Here is an 18,231-nt window from a genome sequence, read left to right as displayed (position 1 = left end):
CAAGCGTGACGACGAACCAGCCCCTCGTTCAGGACCCGACCCCGGCCGTTGCCACAGCGCCATGGTGGAAGGGCGCGGTCATCTATCAGATCTATCCGCGCAGCTTCGCCGATTCGAACGGCGACGGGATCGGCGACCTTGCGGGTATCACCGCAAGGCTCGACTATATCGCGTCACTCGGCGTCGACGCAATCTGGCTGTCGCCCTTTTATCCGTCGCCGATGGACGATTTCGGCTATGATATTTCGGACTATGAGGGTGTCGATCCGATATTCGGTTCGCTCGCCGATTTCGACGCGCTGGTGGCGCGCGCGCATGCGCTGGGACTGAAAGTCACCACCGACCTTGTCTTCGCGCATACGTCGGACCAGCACGGCTGGTTCGCGACAAGCCGCGCGAGCAAGGATAATGACAAGGCCGACTGGTATGTGTGGGCCGACGCGAAACCCGACGGGTCGCCGCCGACCAACTGGCAGTCGGTGTTCGGCGGCCCCGCGTGGACGTGGGACGCGCGCCGCGGCCAATATTATATGCACAATTTCCTCGCCACCCAGCCGCAGCTCAACGTCCACAACCGCGAGGTGCAGGACGCGCTGCTCGGCGTGGTACGCTTCTGGCTCGACCGCGGCGTCGATGGTTTCCGCATCGATGCGATCAACTTTGCGATGCACGACCCCGAACTGCGCGACAATCCGCCGGCGCCGCCGTCGAACAAGGTCCGCACCCGGCCGTTCGATTTCCAGCAGAAAATCTACAACCAGTCGCACCCCGATATCGCGCTGTTCCTCGAACGCATCCGTGCGCTGACCGACGAATATCCGGGCAGCTTCACCGTCGCCGAAGTGGGCGGCGACGATGCGGTACGCGAAATGAAGCTGTTCACTGCGGGCGAAAACCGTCTCAACAGCGCCTATGGCTTCGACTTCCTCTACGCCGACCGGCTGACCCCGCAACTGGTGCGCGAGGCGGCCGAGCAATGGCCCGATACGCCGGGTATCGGATGGCCGAGTTGGGCGTTCGAAAATCACGATGCACCGCGCGCGGTGTCGCGCTGGACTCCCGACGGGGTCGACGGTGCCGCGTTCGCTCGCATGAAAATGGCGCTGCTCTGCGCGCTCCGTGGCAACATCATCCTCTATAATGGCGAGGAATTGGGACTCGACCAGGTCGACATCCCGTTCGAGCTGGTGAAGGATCCAGAGGCGCTCAAGAATTGGCCGCTGACGCTATCGCGCGACGGCGCACGCACCCCGCTTCCGTGGGCAGCGGCCGAAACCAACGCCGGCTTTTCCGCCGCCGAACCCTGGCTGCCGCTGGGACCCGCGCACCGCGACCTTGCTGTCGACCGGCAGCAGGAGGATGCGGCGTCGCTGCTCAACCTGACGCGCCGGCTCGTCGCGCTGCGCGCCGCGAGCCCGGCGCTGCGCATCGGCCGCGACGCGCGCTGGGTTGCCGACGGCGACCTGCTCGCTTTCGACCGGATCGCCGACGGGCAGCATATCCGCTGCCTGTTCAATCTTGGCGAAACGACGATCGACATCGTGGCGCATGCCGCAGCCGGTGACCTATTCATCGCGCTTAACGGTGCCGAGGTGGCTACGCTGCCGCCTTGCGGTGCCCTCTGGCTCATAATTGAAGGAAAAAACTGATGCGCAGCCTGCTCGCCCCCCTTTCGCTGCTGGCGGTCGCGGTGTCGCCCGCCGCTGTCGCGCAGGACGCCCGGCCGTCGCAGACGGCTTCCTCGCCCGACGGCAATCTCGTGCTCACCGTTTCGACCGACACTGACCAGCGGCCGACCTGGTCGCTGTCGCGCAAGGGCAAGCTGCTGATCGCGCCGTCGAAGCTTGGCTTCCTCCTGACCGACGGTATCGGCTTGCAGCGCGGCTTTGCCATCGAGGGTGCCGAAAAGGCGAGCGCCGACAGCCAATGGGAACAACCGTGGGGCGAGCGCCGCTTCGTGCGCGACCGCCACAATGAACTGCTCGTCCGTTTCCGCCAGCATGAAAGCTGGGGCGGGCACGCGATCAACGTCCGTTTTCGCCTGTTCGACGACGGCATCGGCTTTCGTTACGAGCTGCCCGAACAGGCGGGGCTGAAGACCGCGAAAATCGCCGACGAGATCACCGAGTTCGACATCGCTCCGGCCGGCACCGCCTGGTGGATCGCCGGCGGCGAGTGGAACCGTTACGAGCAGATGTATCAAAAGACGCCGATCGACGCGGTTGCCACCGCGCATACGCCGATCACGATGCGGCTCGATGACGGGACGCACCTCGCGTTCCACGAGGCTGCGCTGGTCGACTATTCGGGCATGTGGCTGAAACGGATCGAAGGGCGCAAGTTCCGCGCGACGCTGGCGCCATCGTCGCGGGGCGCGCGGGTGATCCGCGACCTGCCGTTCAACACGCCTTGGCGTACGATCCGCATTACCGACAATGCGGCGGGGCTGGTCGAAAGCGACCTAGAACTCAACCTCAACGAACCCAACAAGCTGGGTGACGTGAGCTGGGTCAAGCCGATGAAATATATCGGCATCTGGTGGGGTATGATCCGCGGTCCGTGGAGCTGGGCCGAGGGGCCGGAGCATGGCGCGACGACCGAGCGGACCAAGCAATATATCGATTTCGCGGCAAAGCACGGTTTTGGCGGGGTGCTGGTCGAGGGCTGGAACAAGGGCTGGAACAGCAACTGGTTCGGCCATGGCCATGATTACAGCTTCATAGAGGCTTATCCCGATTTCGACCTCAAGGCTGTCACCGACTATGCACGCAAAAAGGGCGTGACGCTGATCGGTCACCACGAGACCGGCGGGAATATCGCGGTCTACGAAGCGCAGCTCGACGATGCGATGAAGCTGTACGGCCAGCTCGGCGTCAAGGCGGTGAAGACCGGCTATGTTGCAGACGCCGGGGGGATCATTGCGCCCGGCGACACACCCGGCGAAACGCGGATGGAATGGCACGACGGCCAGCGCCAGGTGCAGCACCATCTGAAGGTCGTGCAGAGCGCAGCGAAATACAAGGTCGCGGTCAATCCGCATGAGCCGGTGAAGGATACGGGCCTGCGTCGCACCTATCCGAACTGGGTTGCGCGCGAAGGCGCGCGCGGCATGGAATATAATGCCTGGAGCGACTTCGGCAGCGGCCCCGATCATGAGCCGACGCTGGTCTATACGCGGATGCTGTCGGGTCCGATGGACTATACGCCGGGGGTGCTGGGCCTCGAGGGATCGAACAAGGCGCCGTTCGCATCGACGCTCGCCAAGCAGCTCGGCCTTTACCTTGCTATCTATTCGCCGATCCAGATGGCGGCCGACTTCATCGAAAGCCTCGAAGCGCATCCGCGCGAACTGGAATTCATCAAGGCGGTTCCCGCCGACTGGGCTGAAAGCAAGCTGATCGCGGGCGAGGTCGGCGACTATGCGATCTTCGCGCGTAAGGACCGGGGCAGCGCCGACTGGTATGTCGGCGGGGTCAACGACGCGACCGAACGCACGCTGACGCTGACCTTCGATTTCCTCGATGCGGGCAAAAGCTATACCGCGACCGTCTGGAAGGACGGCGAGGGCGCGACCTATCTGACCGACGCGCGGCACCGGATCGCTTATGAAACGATCAAGGTGAAGAAGGGCGATACGTACAAGCTGTGGCTTGCCCCCGGAGGCGGCGCGGCGATCCGCCTGCATCCGGGCAATTGAGCCCGCGCTAGACGATATGGCTGGCCGTGCCGCCGGGCGACCAGAGCCCGGCGGCGAGCCGGTGCAGCGCGCGCGACAGCGTGCGGCGGTCGATTGTGCCGCCGAACGAGACGCGGAGCGCTTTGGGCGCGTCCGCCGATACGGCAAATCGGTCCGATCCCACCGCCGACAGCCCCTCGAGCGCGAGCGTGGTGGCAAGCATGTCGGGATTGCCGTCTTCGGGCAGCGAGAGCCACAGGTGATAACCCTGCGGATGACCCGCGTGGCGACCGTCGCCTAGAACCGTGCGCGCCAGCTTCTGGCGCCATGCCGCTTCCTTGCGGACCGCGCCGACCAGCCGATCGAAGCTGCCGTCGGCGAGCCAGAGCGAGACCATCGCGACGTTGAGCGGCGGCGCCATCACCGCACTTTCATGCTGGCATGCCGCGAGTTGCATCGCTTCGGCGACGCGCGGCGCGCGGACGAAGCCGACGCGCAGCGCGGGCGACATGATCTTCGCCATGCTCGCGACATACCAGCCGCTTTCGGGCGCGAAGCTGGTGATGGCGGGCAGCGGCGCATCGGGCAGCAGGCCATAGGCGTCGTCCTCGATGATCTGGACGCCCATTTCGCGCGCCCACCCCGCGATTGCCCGCCGTTCCGCGGTCGCGATCGTCGCCGTGGAGGGATTGTCGTTCGTCGGCACGACGTACAGGGCGCGCAGCGGCGCGGCGGCATGCGCCGCCTCGAGCGTGTCCGCGCCGATTCGCGCCAGCGGGACGAGCGTGACGCCGATCCGCCGCGCCAGCGCGAGAAAGCCCGGGTAGACGAAGCGACCGCACGCGACGCGATTGCCGGGTTTCAGGATGGTGGTCGCGATCGCGTGCAGTGCATTCTGACCGCCTGCGGTGATCACAACCTGTTCGGCGTCGGACGATAGGCCGACTCGCGCCATCAGCGCGGCGCCCGTTTCGCGATCCGCCGCCGCGCCGCCGGGGCGCTGATAGTGGAGCCGCGCCATATTGCCGCCCTGCGCCAGCGCCGCCAGCGCGGTCGCCATCGCCTCCGGCAGGCCAGCACCGTCGGCGACCGGCGGGCTGTTCATTGCAATGTCGTTCTGCGCTGCGGTGGCGACCTGTCCCGGTCGCGCGTCTTCGCCGATGAAGCTGCCGGCGCGTCCGCGCGCGACGATCAGGCCGCGCTGACGGGCCAGGTCATAGGCCTTGGTGACGGTGGTCAGGTCGATCCCGAGCCGCGCGGCAAGGTCGCGCTGCGGGGGCAGACGGTCGCCGTGGCGAAGTTCGCCGCCGGCGACGGCGGCGGCGATCGCGGCGGCCACCGCCTTATATTTGGGACCCGCCGCGCCCGTTATGTCGGGCGTCCAGCTAACCGCCATGCCGTTCGTCCGTCTCGCCCCTGGCGCGCGCATTGAGCTTTGCCCACAAATGCTCGGTCCCCGATTCCTGCGCCTTGTTCACATATTGCGAGGCGACGAGCCAGCCCTTGATCGCGCGCAAGGGAAGGATGCAGCCGATGACCATGACCGGGATCGAAAAGACCAGATGAACCCAGAGCGGAGGGCCGTAGGCGATCTGGAGCCAGACGATCACGAAGGTCAGCGGAAAGGCGACGATGCATTGCGAGAAAAAGGCCGGGCCGTCGTCGGGGGCCGCGAAGCTGTAATCGAGCCCGCAATGGTCGCAGCGATCAGCGAGCTTGAGCCACGAACGGAACATTGCGCCTTTGCCGCATTCGGGACATTTCCCGTGCCAGCCCGCCCAGAGAATCCAGCGCAGCTTTTCGCTGCCGACATCGCCGATCGCCATTTTCGACTCCAATAGGCACATTGTATGCCATGCACATCGCATATGGATTCGATCGATCGCAGATTAAAGAGGCAAATTTTCGTGTTTGTTTAAAGAGATAAATTAAAAAATCGACCCATTATACGGCGATTTTGATTTGATTATGCCATACAGAATTGGGCATCGTGCAATGTCCGGCGACGCCGTCTGTCAGTCCGCACAGGCTGGCCTTCGGCGGGACGCTGTCGAAGCCGAAAGATGGGGTGGTCCCGCGCATCGTTTACGCCGCTTTTACCAGTCCTGGTGCATAGGATTTACCGATATTTGTGGCTGGGGATGAATGATGGACAGCATGCGCGGCCTGCTTTCGGGCAGCTATGACCAGGATGATGGCGCGATCGACGCGCCCGCCGTGGTTGGCGTCGACGAACGGCGGATGCAGGTGCGCGCCTATAATTATTGGGCGTCGCTGCTGGCCGACCGCGCTTATCCTTCGGTCGAGGACCTCGATCTCGACAGCGCCGATTTCGGTCCGCATTCGGTGCTGCTCGATTTCACGGCAGGCGTCGACAATCCCGGTATTGCGTTTCTGGGCGAGCGGCTCCGCGCCGAATCCCAAATCGACGACGACGTCCACTATATCAGCCAGATACCCGGCCGCTCGCTGCTGTCGCGGCTGACCGACCATTATCTCCAGATCATCGCCAATCGCGCGCCGATCGGTTTCGAGGCCGAGTTCGAAAGCGATCGCGGCGTCACGATCATGTACCGCGGCATCTTGCTGCCTTTTTCGTCGGACGATGACACGATCGATTTCATCATGGGCGTGATCAACTGGAAGGAAGCGGTCGACGCCGACCAGGCGGAAGAATTGCAATTGTCGGTCGAACAGGCGCTGCGCAGCGCGGCGCCGCTGACAGCGCCAGTCCCCGTCTGGGCCGACGGCCCCGATTCGGAACATCTCGACGATGACGCGGTCCCCGGCTTCGCGGCGCTGGACGGCGGCGGCAAGGGCGAAATGGTTCCGATGTCCGAAGATATCAGCCCGGCCGAGCCCGGCGACGATGCCGAACTAGCCGATTGGCTGGCGGCCGCGCGCGAAACTGCCGAACGGGCGATCGCCGCCGACAGCCGCAGCCGCGGGGCGCTTTACCAAGCGGTCGGCAAGGCGTGGGATTTCGCGCTCGCGGCCGAAGACCAGCCCGATGCCTTTGCCGCTCTGCTCGACGATGCTGGGCTGGCGGCGCAGAAACGCGCCCCGATGACCCCGATCGTGAAGCTGGTCTTCGGCGCCACCTATGACAAAACGCGCCTTGCCGAATATGCCTGCGTATTGGGCCACGCAAAGCAGGAGGGCATCGGGCGCGGCGACCTTGCCGCCTATCTCGATGGCTATCCGGGCGGACTCAAAGGGTTGGTCAAGGATGCGCGCGCGCGCCGCAAGCCGGCCGCGCCCGCTGATCGAACCGACGCGAGGATGGACGAGCTCCGCCGCGCGCAGCCCGCGGTCATCCTGGAGCATGATGCGGGTGAGGCTGAATTCGTGATGCTGATCGCGCGCGCGATGCCGGGGGGGCATATCGGGATCGTCGCCAAGGCGGCCGACGACCCGGCGCTGGTCGCCAAGCTGGCCAAAAAGGCGGTGCCGATCGCGCCGGGCGGCTGATACCGCGGGCTGGGAGCGTTCACGCAACAGACAATCCCAAAATTGAAATATTTTTACGCGCACTGGCGAACGAGGCCTTGAGCCGCGCGCGCCACAGGCGCATAGGGGGCGGCAGCGAACGGACCCCCGCCGATCGTCGGCTGGGTCCCCCTCTTTGGTTCGGGATGCTGCACTTTATGCCTCAGACTAAGTCCGACACGCCGGAAACGGACACGCCGACCTCCACCGTCAAAATCCCGCCCAAAGTCGCCGCAGCCTATCTGGCCGCGCTCGCCGGCAGCGCGCTGCCCGGCGAAGGCGACGACATGGACAAGGCCGCGCTGAGCGAGGCGAGCCAGTTCGCCGCGCGCGCCGCGCTCGACCGCGACGCCGAAACGCCGTCACTGCTGCTCGAACCGATTGCCGCCGACGGCACCGACCGCCGGATGCGGCTTGCCATCATCAACGACGACATGCCCTTCCTCGTCGATTCGACCTCGCAGGCGGTCGCGGCGCAGGGACTCGTCGTTCACCGCATCCTCCACCCCGTTGTCGCGGTGAAGCGCGATGCCAAGGGGCATTTACAGGAAGCCGGCGAAGGCTCCGCACGCGAGTCGGTGATCTATATGGAGCTCGAGCGCGGCGATGCGCGCGCGCGCCGGCGCCTGCTCGACGGGATCGAGGCGGCGCTGCGCGACGTGCGCGCTGCGGTGCGCGATTGGCGCGCGATGCGCGCGGCGATGCTCGCCGACGCCGCGATGCGCGTCGAGGGCGAAGGCGCCGAACTGCTGCGCTGGTTCGAGGGCGGAGCGATGACGCAGCTCGGCCATGAATGGCGCGCGCGCGACGGCAAGGCGCAGGATCGGCTCGGTATCAGCGAGAGCAGCGACAGCCAGCTTTTGTCGCCCACCGCGCTCGATGCCGCCTTTGCCTGGTTCGATCGGGGCGGCACGGCGCCGCTGCTGATCAAGTCGAACCGCCTGTCGGCGGTGCACCGCCGCGTGCTGCTCGACCTCGTCATCGTGCCCGAACTTAAGGGCAAGAAGGTCGAGCGCCTGTCGATTCACGCTGGCCTTTGGACGAGCCAAGCCTTGTCGACTCCGCCTGCCAAGGTGCCGGTGCTCCGCGCGCAGCTCGACGCGTTGATGGCGAAATTCGGGTTCGATCCGTCGGGCCATGCGGGCAAGGCGCTCGCGCACGCGCTCACCGCGTTGCCGCACGACCTGCTCATCGCGTTCGACAGCGCCTCGCTCGAAGAGCTGGTGCTAACCTCGATGTCGATCACCGACCGTCCGCGGCCGAAGCTGGTGATGGTGCAAAGCGCGCTTGGCCGACACTTGTTCGCCTTCGTCTGGCTGCCGCGCGACGAAGTATCGACCGGCCGTCGCATAGCGGTCGAGGCGATGCTGGTCCGCGAAGCCAAGGCCGGGGTGATCGGCTGGACGATGGTGCTCGAGGATGGCGGCGCGGCGCTGCTGCGCTACACGCTCGACCTGCGCAGCGGCGGCGTCGTCCCCGACACCGAGGCGCTGGGCGCGCAACTCGAACAGATGGTGCGCGGCTGGCAGCCCGAAGTCGAGGCGGCGCTGGCGAAGCGCGGTGATCCGGGCCGCGCCGCGGCGCTCGCGGCGCGCTTCGCGCCCGCCTTCCCGCCGAACTACCGCAACCTCTATAATCCCGAGGAAGCGGCGCGCGACATCTTGCGGTTGCGCGACCTCGATGCCGACAATCCGCGCAGCGTCCGCCTCGCAAAAAAAAGCCTCGACGGCGATGACCGCCTGCGGTTGAAGGTCTACAGCGCCGCCGGTCCGCTGGCGCTGTCCGACGTCGTTCCCGCGCTCGAACATTTTGGGTTCGAAGTGCTCGAGGAAATTCCGACCGCGCTCGTCCCCGCGCGCCCTACCGGTGCCGACGGCGACGAAGACCTGCCGATCGTGATCCACGATTTCACCCTGCGGCTGCCCGCCAATGTCGACGAGCTGGCGCTGCTTCCCTATGCCGAAGTGCTCGAAGGCGCGATCGCCGCGGTGCTTGACGGCCGCGCCGAAAATGATGCGTTCAACGAGCTGGTGCTGACGAACCAGACCGACCCGCGCGCGATCATATGGCTACGCGCCTGGTTCCGCTACCTGCGCCAGGGTGGTTCGGCCTATGGCATGGACACGGTGGTCAGCGCGCTACGCCACGCACCCAAACTGACGGCCGCACTGATCGAGCGTTTTCGCGCACTCCACGATCCCAAGGCGCGCGATGCGAAGCGCGCCCAGGCGCTCGCCGATGAAATCCTTGCCGACTTCGCCGACATCAAGTCGATCGACGAGGATCGCATCCTGCGTCTGTTCCACGCCGTGATCGGCGCGACGCTGCGCACCAACGCCTTTGCGCCCGCCGCCGAGGAAGCGCTGGCGTTCAAGATCGACAGCGCGCAGGTTCCCGGCCTGCCCAAGCCGCTGCCCTGGCGCGAGGTGTGGGTCTATTCGCCGCGGGTCGAGGGCATCCACCTCCGTGCCGGCCCGGTCGCGCGTGGCGGGCTGCGCTGGTCCGACCGCCGCGACGACTTCCGCACCGAAATCCTCGGCCTCATGAAGGCGCAACGCGTCAAGAACGCCGTGATCGTGCCGACCGGCGCGAAGGGCGGCTTCTATCCCAAGGCGCTGCCCGACGCGGCGCTCGACCGCGATGCCTGGTTCGCCGAAGGCACCGAATGTTATCGCATCTTCATCCGCTCGCTTTTGTCGATCACCGACAATCTGGTCGGCGGCAAGGTCGTGCATCCGAAGGGCGTGGCGATCCTCGACGGCGACGACCCCTATTTCGTCGTCGCCGCCGACAAGGGGACCGCGACCTTCTCCGACGTCGCCAATGCGCTCGCGATGGAGCGCGACTTCTGGCTCGGCGATGCGTTCGCGAGCGGCGGGTCGAAAGGCTATGATCACAAGGCGATGGGCATCACCGCCAAGGGTGCGTGGATTTCGGTCCAGCGTCACTTCGCCGAAATGGGCGTCGACGTGCAGACCGATACGATCCGCGTCGTCGGCTGCGGCGACATGTCGGGCGACGTGTTCGGCAACGGCATGCTGCTGTCGAAGGCGATCAAGCTTTGCGCCGCCTTCGATCACCGTCACATCTTCCTCGACCCCGACCCGGATCCCGCGAAAAGCTGGAAGGAGCGCGAGCGGATGTTCGCGCTGCCGCGATCGAGCTGGGATGATTATGACAAGAAGCTGATCTCGAAGGGCGGCGGTGTCTTCCCACGCAGCCAGAAGAGCATTCCGCTCTCTCCCGAAGTGCAGGCGCTGCTCGGCCTGTCGGTCAGCGAAATCGACCCCGGCTCGCTGATCTCGGCGATCCTGAAAGCGCCGGTCGACCTGCTCTGGTTCGGCGGCATCGGCACCTATGTGAAGGCGGCGAGCCAGAATAATGCCGAGGTCGGCGATCCCGCCAACGACGCGCTTCGCGTCGATGCCGAGGATCTGCGCGTCAAGGCGGTCGGCGAGGGCGCGAATTTGGGCGTGACGCAAGCGGCGCGCATTGCCTTCTCGGCGCATGGCGGGCGGATCAACACCGACTTCATCGACAATAGCGCGGGCGTCGACTGCTCGGATAATGAGGTCAATATCAAGATCGCGCTCAATCGCGAGATGGCCGAAGGTCGCCTCGGCCAGGACGACCGCGACGCGCTGCTCGTCCGGATGACCGACAATGTCGCGGACCTGGTGCTCGAGGACAACCGGCTTCAGGCGCTCGCGCTGTCGATCGCCGAAAAGGGCGGATCGGCGGCGGTGCCGTCGCTGGTGCGGATCATGGAGACGTTCGAGGCATCGGGTCGGCTCGACCGCAAGGTCGAAGGGCTGGCGGCGAACGACGAACTGCTGCGCCGCGCGGGCGAAGGACGCGGGCTGACGCGCCCCGAACTCGCGGTGCTGCTCTCGACCGCGAAGCTCGCGCTGCAGGATGCGATCGAGCATAGCGACCTGCCGGACGATCCGGCGCTGGCAAGCGACCTCGCCGCCGCCTTCCCCGACGAGATGCAGCGCGACTATGCGCAAGCGATCGCCGACCATCAGTTGCGCCGCGAGATCGTCGCGACCAAGATCGCGAACCGGATCATCAATCGCATGGGCATCGTTCATCCGTTCGAGCTGGTCGAAGAGGAAGGCTGCGCGCTCGGCGACATCGCGGCGGCCTTCGTCGCCGTCGAACGCCTGCTCGACATGCCGGCGATCTGGGGCGCGCTCGACACCGCGAAGATCGACGAGAGCGTTCGCCTGTCGCTCTTTGCCCAGGCATCGTCGGCGATGACCTCGCAGATGGCCGACCTGCTGCGCGTCACCCAGACGCTGTCGCAGGCGGGACCGGTCGTGGCCCGCCTCGAGCCCGGCGTCGATCGCCTGACCGCAGGCGTTGACACGCTGCTCAGCCCCTCGGTCAAGCGCCAGTGGGACATGCTTGCGCAGCAATTGCTCGACGCCGGTGCTCCCGAGACGCTGACGTCGGCGGTCGTCCGGCTGTTCAAGACCGACGGCGCAATCGGCATCGTCGACCTGGCCGAACGGCGCGGCGACGATGAGGTCGCGGTAACGCGCGCCTTCACCCATCTGGGCGAAGCGCTGGGGCTCGACTGGGCGCAGACGCTCGCGGCGCATATGAGCCCCGCTGATCCGTGGGAACGCCTGCTCGTCAACAGCCTTGCGCGCGATTTCCAGCAGATGCGGCTCGCCTTCCTCGCCGGGTTGCCCAAGGGCGACCTCGACGCGGCGGTGACCAAATGGCTCGCCGACCACGAGCCGCGCGTCGAGCAGTTCCGCAGCACGGTCGATCGCGCGCGGATGATCCCGAACCCCAATGGCGCGATGCTCTCGCATATCGCCGGGCAGGCGCGTGGGCTCTTGGCGCGGTAATGCCCTTCCAGCCTCGCGTCGCGATCCTTGTCCCGGCGCCCGATTATGAAGAAAGGTGGCAGCCCGCCTTCGCCCGCAAGGCGGCGGCACTGGCAGCGGCCGGATTGATTGTCGAGCAGCGCGTATGGACCGATCCGGGCGACCTTGTGGGCTACGATCTGGTGCTGCCACTCTTCGCCTGGGGCTATCAGCGCGATGTCGCGGCCTGGTACGCGCTGCTCGACCGGCTCGAGAGCGAAGGCCTGCCGGTCGTCAATCCGGTCCCGGTGCTACGCTGGAACAGCGACAAGGCCTATCTCGCCGAGCTCGGCGGCAAGGGCGTCGCGGTCGTGCCGACGGTCGAGGTCGCGGCGCTCGACGACGCGCGCCTCGCCGAAGCGATGGCTGAACTCGGCGTCGACGAAGTCGTGATCAAGCCCGCGATCTCGGGCGGCGCCGACGGCACGCACCGCATCGCCCGCGGCGCGCCGGTCCCCGCAGACGCAATCGGCCAGCGCCGGCTTGTCCAGCCGCTGATGCCCGGCATCCTGACCGACGGCGAATTTTCGCTCTTCTTCTTCGCGGGCAGGTTCAGCCATGCGATCGTCAAACGCCCCGCGTTGGGCGACTTTCGCGTGCAGGAACAGTTTGGCGGGCGCGAGACGCTGTGGAACGCCAGTGGCGCCGCGCAAGCGCTCGCCGCGGCGGCGCTGGCGGCCGCGCCCGCTCCGCCCGTCTATGCGCGCGTCGATATGGTCGGCGACGCCTCGGGGCGGCTCCATATCATGGAGCTCGAATTGATCGAACCGTCGCTGTTCCTGCACCACGCTCCCGACAAGGGCGCGGCGTTCGGATCGGCGGTTTACGGCGCCATCTGACGGGATCGGCAGGCCCAAAGCCACTGCCGGATCGCCGAGGTCAGGTTCGGCGGGGCGGCGGCTTCCATGCGTTCGACATCAATTCGCGCGACGAGCGCGTTGACGGGGAGCGCCCGCCGCGCGGCTTCGGCTTCGAGCGCGTCCCAGAACATCGGCTCGAGACTGATCGAGGTCGGGTGGCCCGCGATGGTCACCGAGCGCTTGACCGGGGGGTGGAGCGGCGCGCTCACGTCCGGCTGCGCCAGCGCCGCAGGATCAGGACGGCGAAAATCAGTTCGGCGACTCCGATGAGGAAGCCGATATTGACCGGCCAGGCAAAGCCGAACAGCGACGGCGCGGCGATCAGCAGAAAGACAGCGCCAAGCGCCCAATAGGCGATCTCGCCATACATCGTCCGAAACAGGAAATAGCGCGTGCCGACGATCGCGGCGAAGATGGGAATCGCAAGGTCGGGGGCGCGGACAAGCAGTACCCACGCGATCAGCACGCCGGCGAAGAGGGGGACCGTCGCCTCGATCGCCAGTGTCTCCAGCGGTTTGCCGATCGTCGCCTTGGGCGCATTGAACGCCACGCGCTCGACCAACACGCCGAGCGGGTGGATCGCCATGCCGCCGAAGAAGAGCGCGGCAAAGGCGGCCATCGTGCCGTGCAATTGCCACATCGCGCCGGCGACCAGCCAGACGAGGCCCGAAACGAGCACGCCGGGCGCGCCGCCGGCATAGGCGCGGGCAAGGTCGTGCTGGGCGGCGGCGAGCGGCGTGTCGGTCATGAAGGGGGTGTAGCGGGTTGGCCGGCGGCAGCAAAGCCGCCGCGGCCTGCGCCCGCGAACGCGGGGGCAGACGTGTTCGGCGATTCTTCGAGCGAATCGCCGCCCCGCTGGCCGTGCCGCCGGCTGCCGCAGCGCGGCACCGGCGTCCGCCATCGTCAGTACATATGCTGGCCGCCGTTGATCGACATCGTCGATCCGGTGACGAAGCCCGCGTCCTCGCTGCACAGGAAGGCGACGCCGCGCGCGATCTCGTCGGCCTGCCCAAGGCGTCCCACGGGGATTTTCGCGACGATCTTTTCGAGCACCGGGGCGGGCACCGCAGCCACCATGTCGGTGTCGATATAGCCCGGGGCGATCGCGTTCACCGTGACGCCCTTCTTCGCGCCTTCCTGCGCGAGCGCCTTGGTGAAGCCATGGATGCCCGACTTGGCGGCGGCGTAATTGACCTGGCCGTACTGGCCCGCCTGACCGTTGATCGAGCCGATGTTGACGATGCGGCCCCAGCCGCGTTCGACCATCCCGCCAAAGGTAGCCTTGGCCATGTTGAAGCAGCCGCCGAGGTTGACGCGCATAACATCATCCCAATCGTCATAGCTCATGCGTGCGAGCGTGCCGTCGCGGGTGATGCCGGCGTTGTTGACGACGATGTCGATGGCGCCGAACTCGTCGGCGATGGCAGCGCAATTGTCGAGGCACGCCTGATGGTCGCCGACGTCCCATTTGCGCGCGGCAATGCCCGTGCGCTCCGTAAATTCGCGCGCCTTTTCCTCATTGCCGGCATAATTGGCGACGACGGTGACGCCCTGTTCCTTTAGTTTCAGCGAAATCGCTTCGCCGATACCGCGGCTGCCGCCGGTGACGATTGCTACGCGTGCCATAAATCAAGCTCTCCCACAGAGTTATCTTATCTTGATTAGGCCGCGCTGCGGGCGGCTGCAAGTTGACCGGAACGTCAATCGCAAAGCTATTCAGGCGGCGACGGGGCTCGACGGCGTCAATCGATCAACGCGGCGCGCGGTGCTGAAAAATCGCCCGCTGCCAGCGCGGCCTTGTCGATCGTCACGACCAGATGGCCGCCGCTTCCGAAACGGTGGCTCATCAGCGCGCTTGTCGGCAGGTCTATCAGCACCGCCTCGTTGTGGCGGCCGGTGGAGTGCGACGGGACTCCGCCCATCGACGCCGTCGCGCGCGCGGCGAGGTCGCGCCAGCGCGGTTCGAAGAAAGCACGGGCGGGCGCCGACAGGCTGCTCGGGTTGCCGCACCAGGCATGTTTGGCGCGGTCGAACAGGATTGTCTGGTAATCATGGACCCACAGGTCGGCATCGGGCCGATGCGTCGTCAGCGGCAGGGTGATCGTCTCGACACGCGCGTCGCCGGTTTCGGGATCGACCGACTGCACCGCCTTGGCCCAGCGGATCGCATGGAGCGCCGACATCACTGCGGTCGCGTCGCCGGGCGCGAAGGCATCGCGTGCCGCGCTGTCGTGCACGATCGCGATGATCTCTTCGGCGCGAGCCCGCGCCTCGCGGTTAATCGCCGCGCGATGCTCCGATTCCGCTATCGTTCCCTCGTCGCCGGCGACCGGCGCGGGATCGGTTTCGAGCCGGTCGAGCCGCATTTCGAGTAGCGCGACCATGGCGGTCATGCTGCCCCAGTCGAACGGATGAAACGCCGGATCGGCGATGTCATAGCCGCGCTCGAACAGCATATTGTCGGATGCATCCGTCGCGTCGGTGTCGTCGAGGTCGGCGTCGCCGGGACGAAGCGCGACAAGGTCGACCGGCCATTCCGGGAAGGCGCGCACGGCAAAGCGGACAAGCCCGTCGGAGCTGCGATCGCCGTAGGGCTCGAACCAGCCCGCGTCTTGGTCGAGTGGCACCGGCGGCGCGTACGCGACATCGGTATCGCGGAGGTGGAACACCCGCATGTCGGCGCTGCGCGGGTGGACGAAAAAGGCGAGTGACCCGTCGCGCGGGCCAATTCCCTGCCACAGATCCAGCGGCAGCCCGGTGCAGTCGACCTGCGCCAGGAAGATGGCGGGTTCGCCGCCGATCGCCGGCCATTCCATGCCGCGGGGCAGGCGCGGACGGCCGCCGAGCCAACTCGTCGTCAGGATCGCGTCGCGCGGAGGAATCTGGGGGACGAGGCGGAGCGTCACCTCTCCAAGGGCCGCATCGCCGGTGTCGGTCCCGTCGGGGTCGCGCGTGTTGGTGTCGAGCGTTTCGGACAGGCTTGCGTCGACCGGGGCGGACGCGCGCTGCGTGTCCCGCTCGACCTGCTCCGCCACCAAATCGAGCGCCGCGTCGATGGTTTCGGATTCGATATCGGCGAGCGGCTCTGGGTCGAGACGCTGAGCTTCCGCATCCAGCAGCGACGGCGCAGTCTTGCGGCGAATCCGCGCGAGCCGTTCGGGCGCGATTTCGACGTCCTCATATTCGGGTTTCGCGGTGCGCGACAATTTGGGCAACCGGCTTTCGCCGGGCGGGCGCGGCGCACGCGGGGCTCGCGGCGCGGCGGGGGCGGTTCGCGGACGCCGCATCCACCAGATCGCGAACAGGATCGCCGCGAAGACCAGCACGGCGCCGGCAAGCGTCAGTGCTGCCGATTGAAGCTGGTTCATGACGTACCTCCGGAGTCGGGCGGCGCCACACCTTTTCGGCACCACATCGGAGCAATTTAACGCATGGACCTAAACAGTTGGTAAGCGGCGGCGGTCAGAGCCAGCCCGCAAGCTCCCGCCGGACGAGCGCTTCGAGCATCGCCATACCCGGACCGCCCGCGTTGAGGCACGGAATATAGGCGAATTGCCGCCCGCCCGCCGCCTCGAACTGCTCCTTGCCGCGAATCGCCAGCTCTTCGAGCGTTTCGAGGCAATCGGCCGAAAAGCCGGGCGCGAAGATCGCGACGCTCTTGCCGTCTTTGCCCAGCCGTTCGAGTACCCTGTCGGTTGCGGGCTCGAGCCATTTGGCGCGGCCGAAGCGCGACTGGAAGGCGACCTCGACCGGGCGGCCGATCGCTTCGGCCAGCAGCCGCGCGGTCTTCTGGCACTGGCAATGATAGGGGTCGCCCAGGCGCAGAGTGCGCTCGGGCATGCCGTGGAAGCTTGCGAGCAGTACGTCGGGCGCGAAGTCGAGCGCCGCGAGACCTGTTTCGACCGATGTCTTCAAGGCCGCCAGATAGGCTGAATCGTCGTGATAGGGGGGCAGGAAGCGCAGCGCGGGTTGCCAGCGAAGCGTCTTGAGATGCGCGCCCACCGCATCGACGACGGTGGCGGTCGTCGCCGCGCAATATTGGGGATAGAGCGGCGCGACGAGGATGCGCCGGCATCCCGCGGCGATCAGGGCATCGATCGCGGGGCCGATCGCGGGCTTTCCATAACGCATCGCATGGGCCAGTTGCACCGTTTCGCCTAGCGCCGCCTGCAGCGCATCGGCCTGCGCCTGCGTGATGGCGGCGAGCGGCGATCCCTTGTCGGTCCACACCTGGGCATAGGCATGCGCGGATTTTTTCGGCCGTGTGGTAAGGATGATCCCGCGCAGGATCGGCTGCCAGACAATTTGCGGAATCTCGACGACCCGGCGGTCGGACAGGAATTCGGCGAGGTAGCGCCGCACCGAAGGGGCGTCGGGCGCGTCGGGGGTGCCGAGGTTGACGAGCAGCACGCCGATGCGCCGCGACGCGACGGGGGGGTGGCCGGAAGGAAGGGTCATGACGGGTGCCCCGAAAGCGGAATGCGGCGGATGCGCCGGCCGGTGGCGGCGAACATGGCATTGGCGATAGCGGGCGCGACGACCGGCACCCCGATTTCGCCGAGTCCGCCGGGTTCGCGGTCGCTGTCGACGAACTCGACCAATATCTGCGGGGTCTGCGACAGGCGGGGTAGTCCTAGTTGACCGAGCTTGCGTGCGGTCGCGACGCCGCCCGCATAATCGGTGGTTGCGCCGACCGCGGCGGCGAGGCCGAAGATCAGCCCGCCTTCGACCTGCTGGTGCGCGATCGCGGGATTGACCAGCCGCCCCGCGTCGACGACCGCGACAAGCTGTTCGACCTGCAACCCGCGCTCACTCTGCCGCGCGGTAGCCATCAACGCGATATGGCTGCCCCGCATCGAATGGCAGGCCAAGCCCTGCGCGGTGCCCGGCAGCCCGCCCTCCCAGCCGCCAAGGCTGGTCGCGGTGAGCAGGCAACGCGCGAGCAGGGGGGCATCGCCAAGCATCGCCATGCGATAGGATAGCGCGTCGGTGCCTGCGCGCGCCGCCATTTCGTCGACGAAACATTCGGTGAAAAAGGCGGTGTAGCTGTCGGCATTGCCGCGCCAGCGTCCGGTGGGCAGGCCAATGTCGGCCGGGCAATGATCGACCGCCGCATGGCGAATCGCATAGCTGCTCGCCGCGCCCTCGACCGCAACGGCGTCGGGGCGTCCCGCGGCGGCGCGCTGGGCGACGTCGGCGGGTGTATTGTCAAACAGGCGGTCGCGCACCTCGTGACTGGTCGCGGGGACCGCAATTCGCGTCACCAGCGCGTCGATCCCGCCGGCGGCATTGAGCGTCGCGGTCAACTTTGCACGGGCGGGCGGGC

General features: G+C 66.8%; 13 protein-coding genes. 5 read left to right on the top strand and 8 right to left on the bottom strand.

Annotation, left to right across the window (positions count from 1 at the left end; genetic code table 11):
• Window positions 1–5 precede the first annotated feature (5 nt).
• Both ATE71_RS16980 and ATE71_RS16975 read left to right on the top strand, forming a co-directional pair.
• Complete coding sequence (locus tag ATE71_RS16980; protein ID WP_058804489.1) at window positions 6–1,649, top strand: alpha-amylase family glycosyl hydrolase; 1,644 nt, start codon at window positions 6–8, stop codon at window positions 1,647–1,649.
• Window positions 1,649–3,697 carry a glycoside hydrolase family 97 protein gene (locus ATE71_RS16975; protein ID WP_058804488.1) on the top strand — a complete coding sequence of 683 codons (2,049 nt, stop codon included), beginning with the start codon at window positions 1,649–1,651 and terminating at the stop codon, window positions 3,695–3,697. Before ATE71_RS16980 ends, ATE71_RS16975 begins: the two co-directional genes overlap by 1 nt.
• A gap of 7 nt (window positions 3,698–3,704) precedes the next feature.
• Here the strand turns inward: ATE71_RS16975 and ATE71_RS16970 are convergent, their stop codons facing one another.
• The gene (locus ATE71_RS16970) at window positions 3,705–5,072 is read right to left on the bottom strand and encodes a PLP-dependent aminotransferase family protein (RefSeq protein WP_058804487.1); all 1,368 of its coding nucleotides are present in this window, start codon (window positions 5,070–5,072) and stop codon (window positions 3,705–3,707) included.
• Window positions 5,062–5,502 carry a DUF983 domain-containing protein gene (locus ATE71_RS16965; protein WP_058804486.1) on the bottom strand — a complete coding sequence of 147 codons (441 nt, stop codon included), beginning with the start codon at window positions 5,500–5,502 and terminating at the stop codon, window positions 5,062–5,064. The genes ATE71_RS16970 and ATE71_RS16965 overlap by 11 nt, the downstream gene beginning before the upstream one ends.
• Window positions 5,503–5,824: 322 nt before the next feature.
• On the opposite strand from ATE71_RS16965, the gene ATE71_RS16960 reads away from it, so the two are divergent.
• The 3 genes from ATE71_RS16960 to ATE71_RS16950 all read left to right on the top strand — a co-directional run bounded on the left by ATE71_RS16960 (window position 5,825) and on the right by ATE71_RS16950 (window position 12,884).
• Complete coding sequence (locus ATE71_RS16960) at window positions 5,825–7,147, top strand: hypothetical protein (protein ID WP_058804485.1); 1,323 nt, start codon at window positions 5,825–5,827, stop codon at window positions 7,145–7,147.
• A 176-nt stretch (window positions 7,148–7,323) separates the two neighbouring features.
• The gene (locus tag ATE71_RS16955; RefSeq protein WP_082665273.1) at window positions 7,324–12,027 is read left to right on the top strand and encodes an NAD-glutamate dehydrogenase; all 4,704 of its coding nucleotides are present in this window, start codon (window positions 7,324–7,326) and stop codon (window positions 12,025–12,027) included.
• A complete protein-coding gene (locus ATE71_RS16950) occupies window positions 12,027–12,884 on the top strand; it encodes an ATP-grasp domain-containing protein (protein WP_058804484.1) in 858 nt (285 codons plus the stop codon). Before ATE71_RS16955 ends, ATE71_RS16950 begins: the two co-directional genes overlap by 1 nt.
• Here ATE71_RS16950 and ATE71_RS16945 read toward each other — a convergent pair.
• The 6 genes from ATE71_RS16945 to ATE71_RS16920 all read right to left on the bottom strand — a co-directional run.
• The gene (locus ATE71_RS16945; RefSeq protein WP_058804483.1) at window positions 12,869–13,114 is read right to left on the bottom strand and encodes a ribbon-helix-helix domain-containing protein; all 246 of its coding nucleotides are present in this window, start codon (window positions 13,112–13,114) and stop codon (window positions 12,869–12,871) included. The two genes, ATE71_RS16950 and ATE71_RS16945, sit on opposite strands and share 16 nt — an antisense overlap.
• Entirely contained in the window at window positions 13,111–13,653 is a 543-nt protein-coding gene (locus tag ATE71_RS16940; RefSeq protein ID WP_058804482.1) for a DUF7010 family protein, read from the bottom strand. Before ATE71_RS16940 ends, ATE71_RS16945 begins: the two co-directional genes overlap by 4 nt.
• A 155-nt stretch (window positions 13,654–13,808) precedes the next feature.
• On the bottom strand, window positions 13,809–14,531 hold the full coding sequence (gene phbB / locus ATE71_RS16935) for an acetoacetyl-CoA reductase (RefSeq protein ID WP_058804481.1): 723 nt from the start codon (window positions 14,529–14,531) through the stop codon (window positions 13,809–13,811).
• A 116-nt stretch (window positions 14,532–14,647) separates the two neighbouring features.
• The gene (locus ATE71_RS16930) at window positions 14,648–16,273 is read right to left on the bottom strand and encodes a DUF1963 domain-containing protein (protein ID WP_058804480.1); all 1,626 of its coding nucleotides are present in this window, start codon (window positions 16,271–16,273) and stop codon (window positions 14,648–14,650) included.
• Between the two features lie 94 nt (window positions 16,274–16,367).
• Window positions 16,368–17,363, bottom strand: a complete 996-nt coding sequence (gene hemH / locus ATE71_RS16925; RefSeq protein WP_058804479.1) for a ferrochelatase — start codon at window positions 17,361–17,363, stop codon at window positions 16,368–16,370.
• Window positions 17,360–18,231, bottom strand: an 872-nt coding sequence (locus ATE71_RS16920; RefSeq protein ID WP_152998818.1) for a molybdopterin cofactor-binding domain-containing protein, incomplete at its 5' end; no start/stop codon positions are given. The genes hemH and ATE71_RS16920, both read right to left, overlap by 4 nt.

The organism is Sphingopyxis sp. H115 (genome assembly GCF_001468465.1).
GTDB lineage: Bacteria > Pseudomonadota > Alphaproteobacteria > Sphingomonadales > Sphingomonadaceae > Sphingopyxis.
The sequence above is the reverse complement of the archived record's forward strand: the minus strand, read 5'-3'. Positions and strand labels throughout refer to the sequence as shown.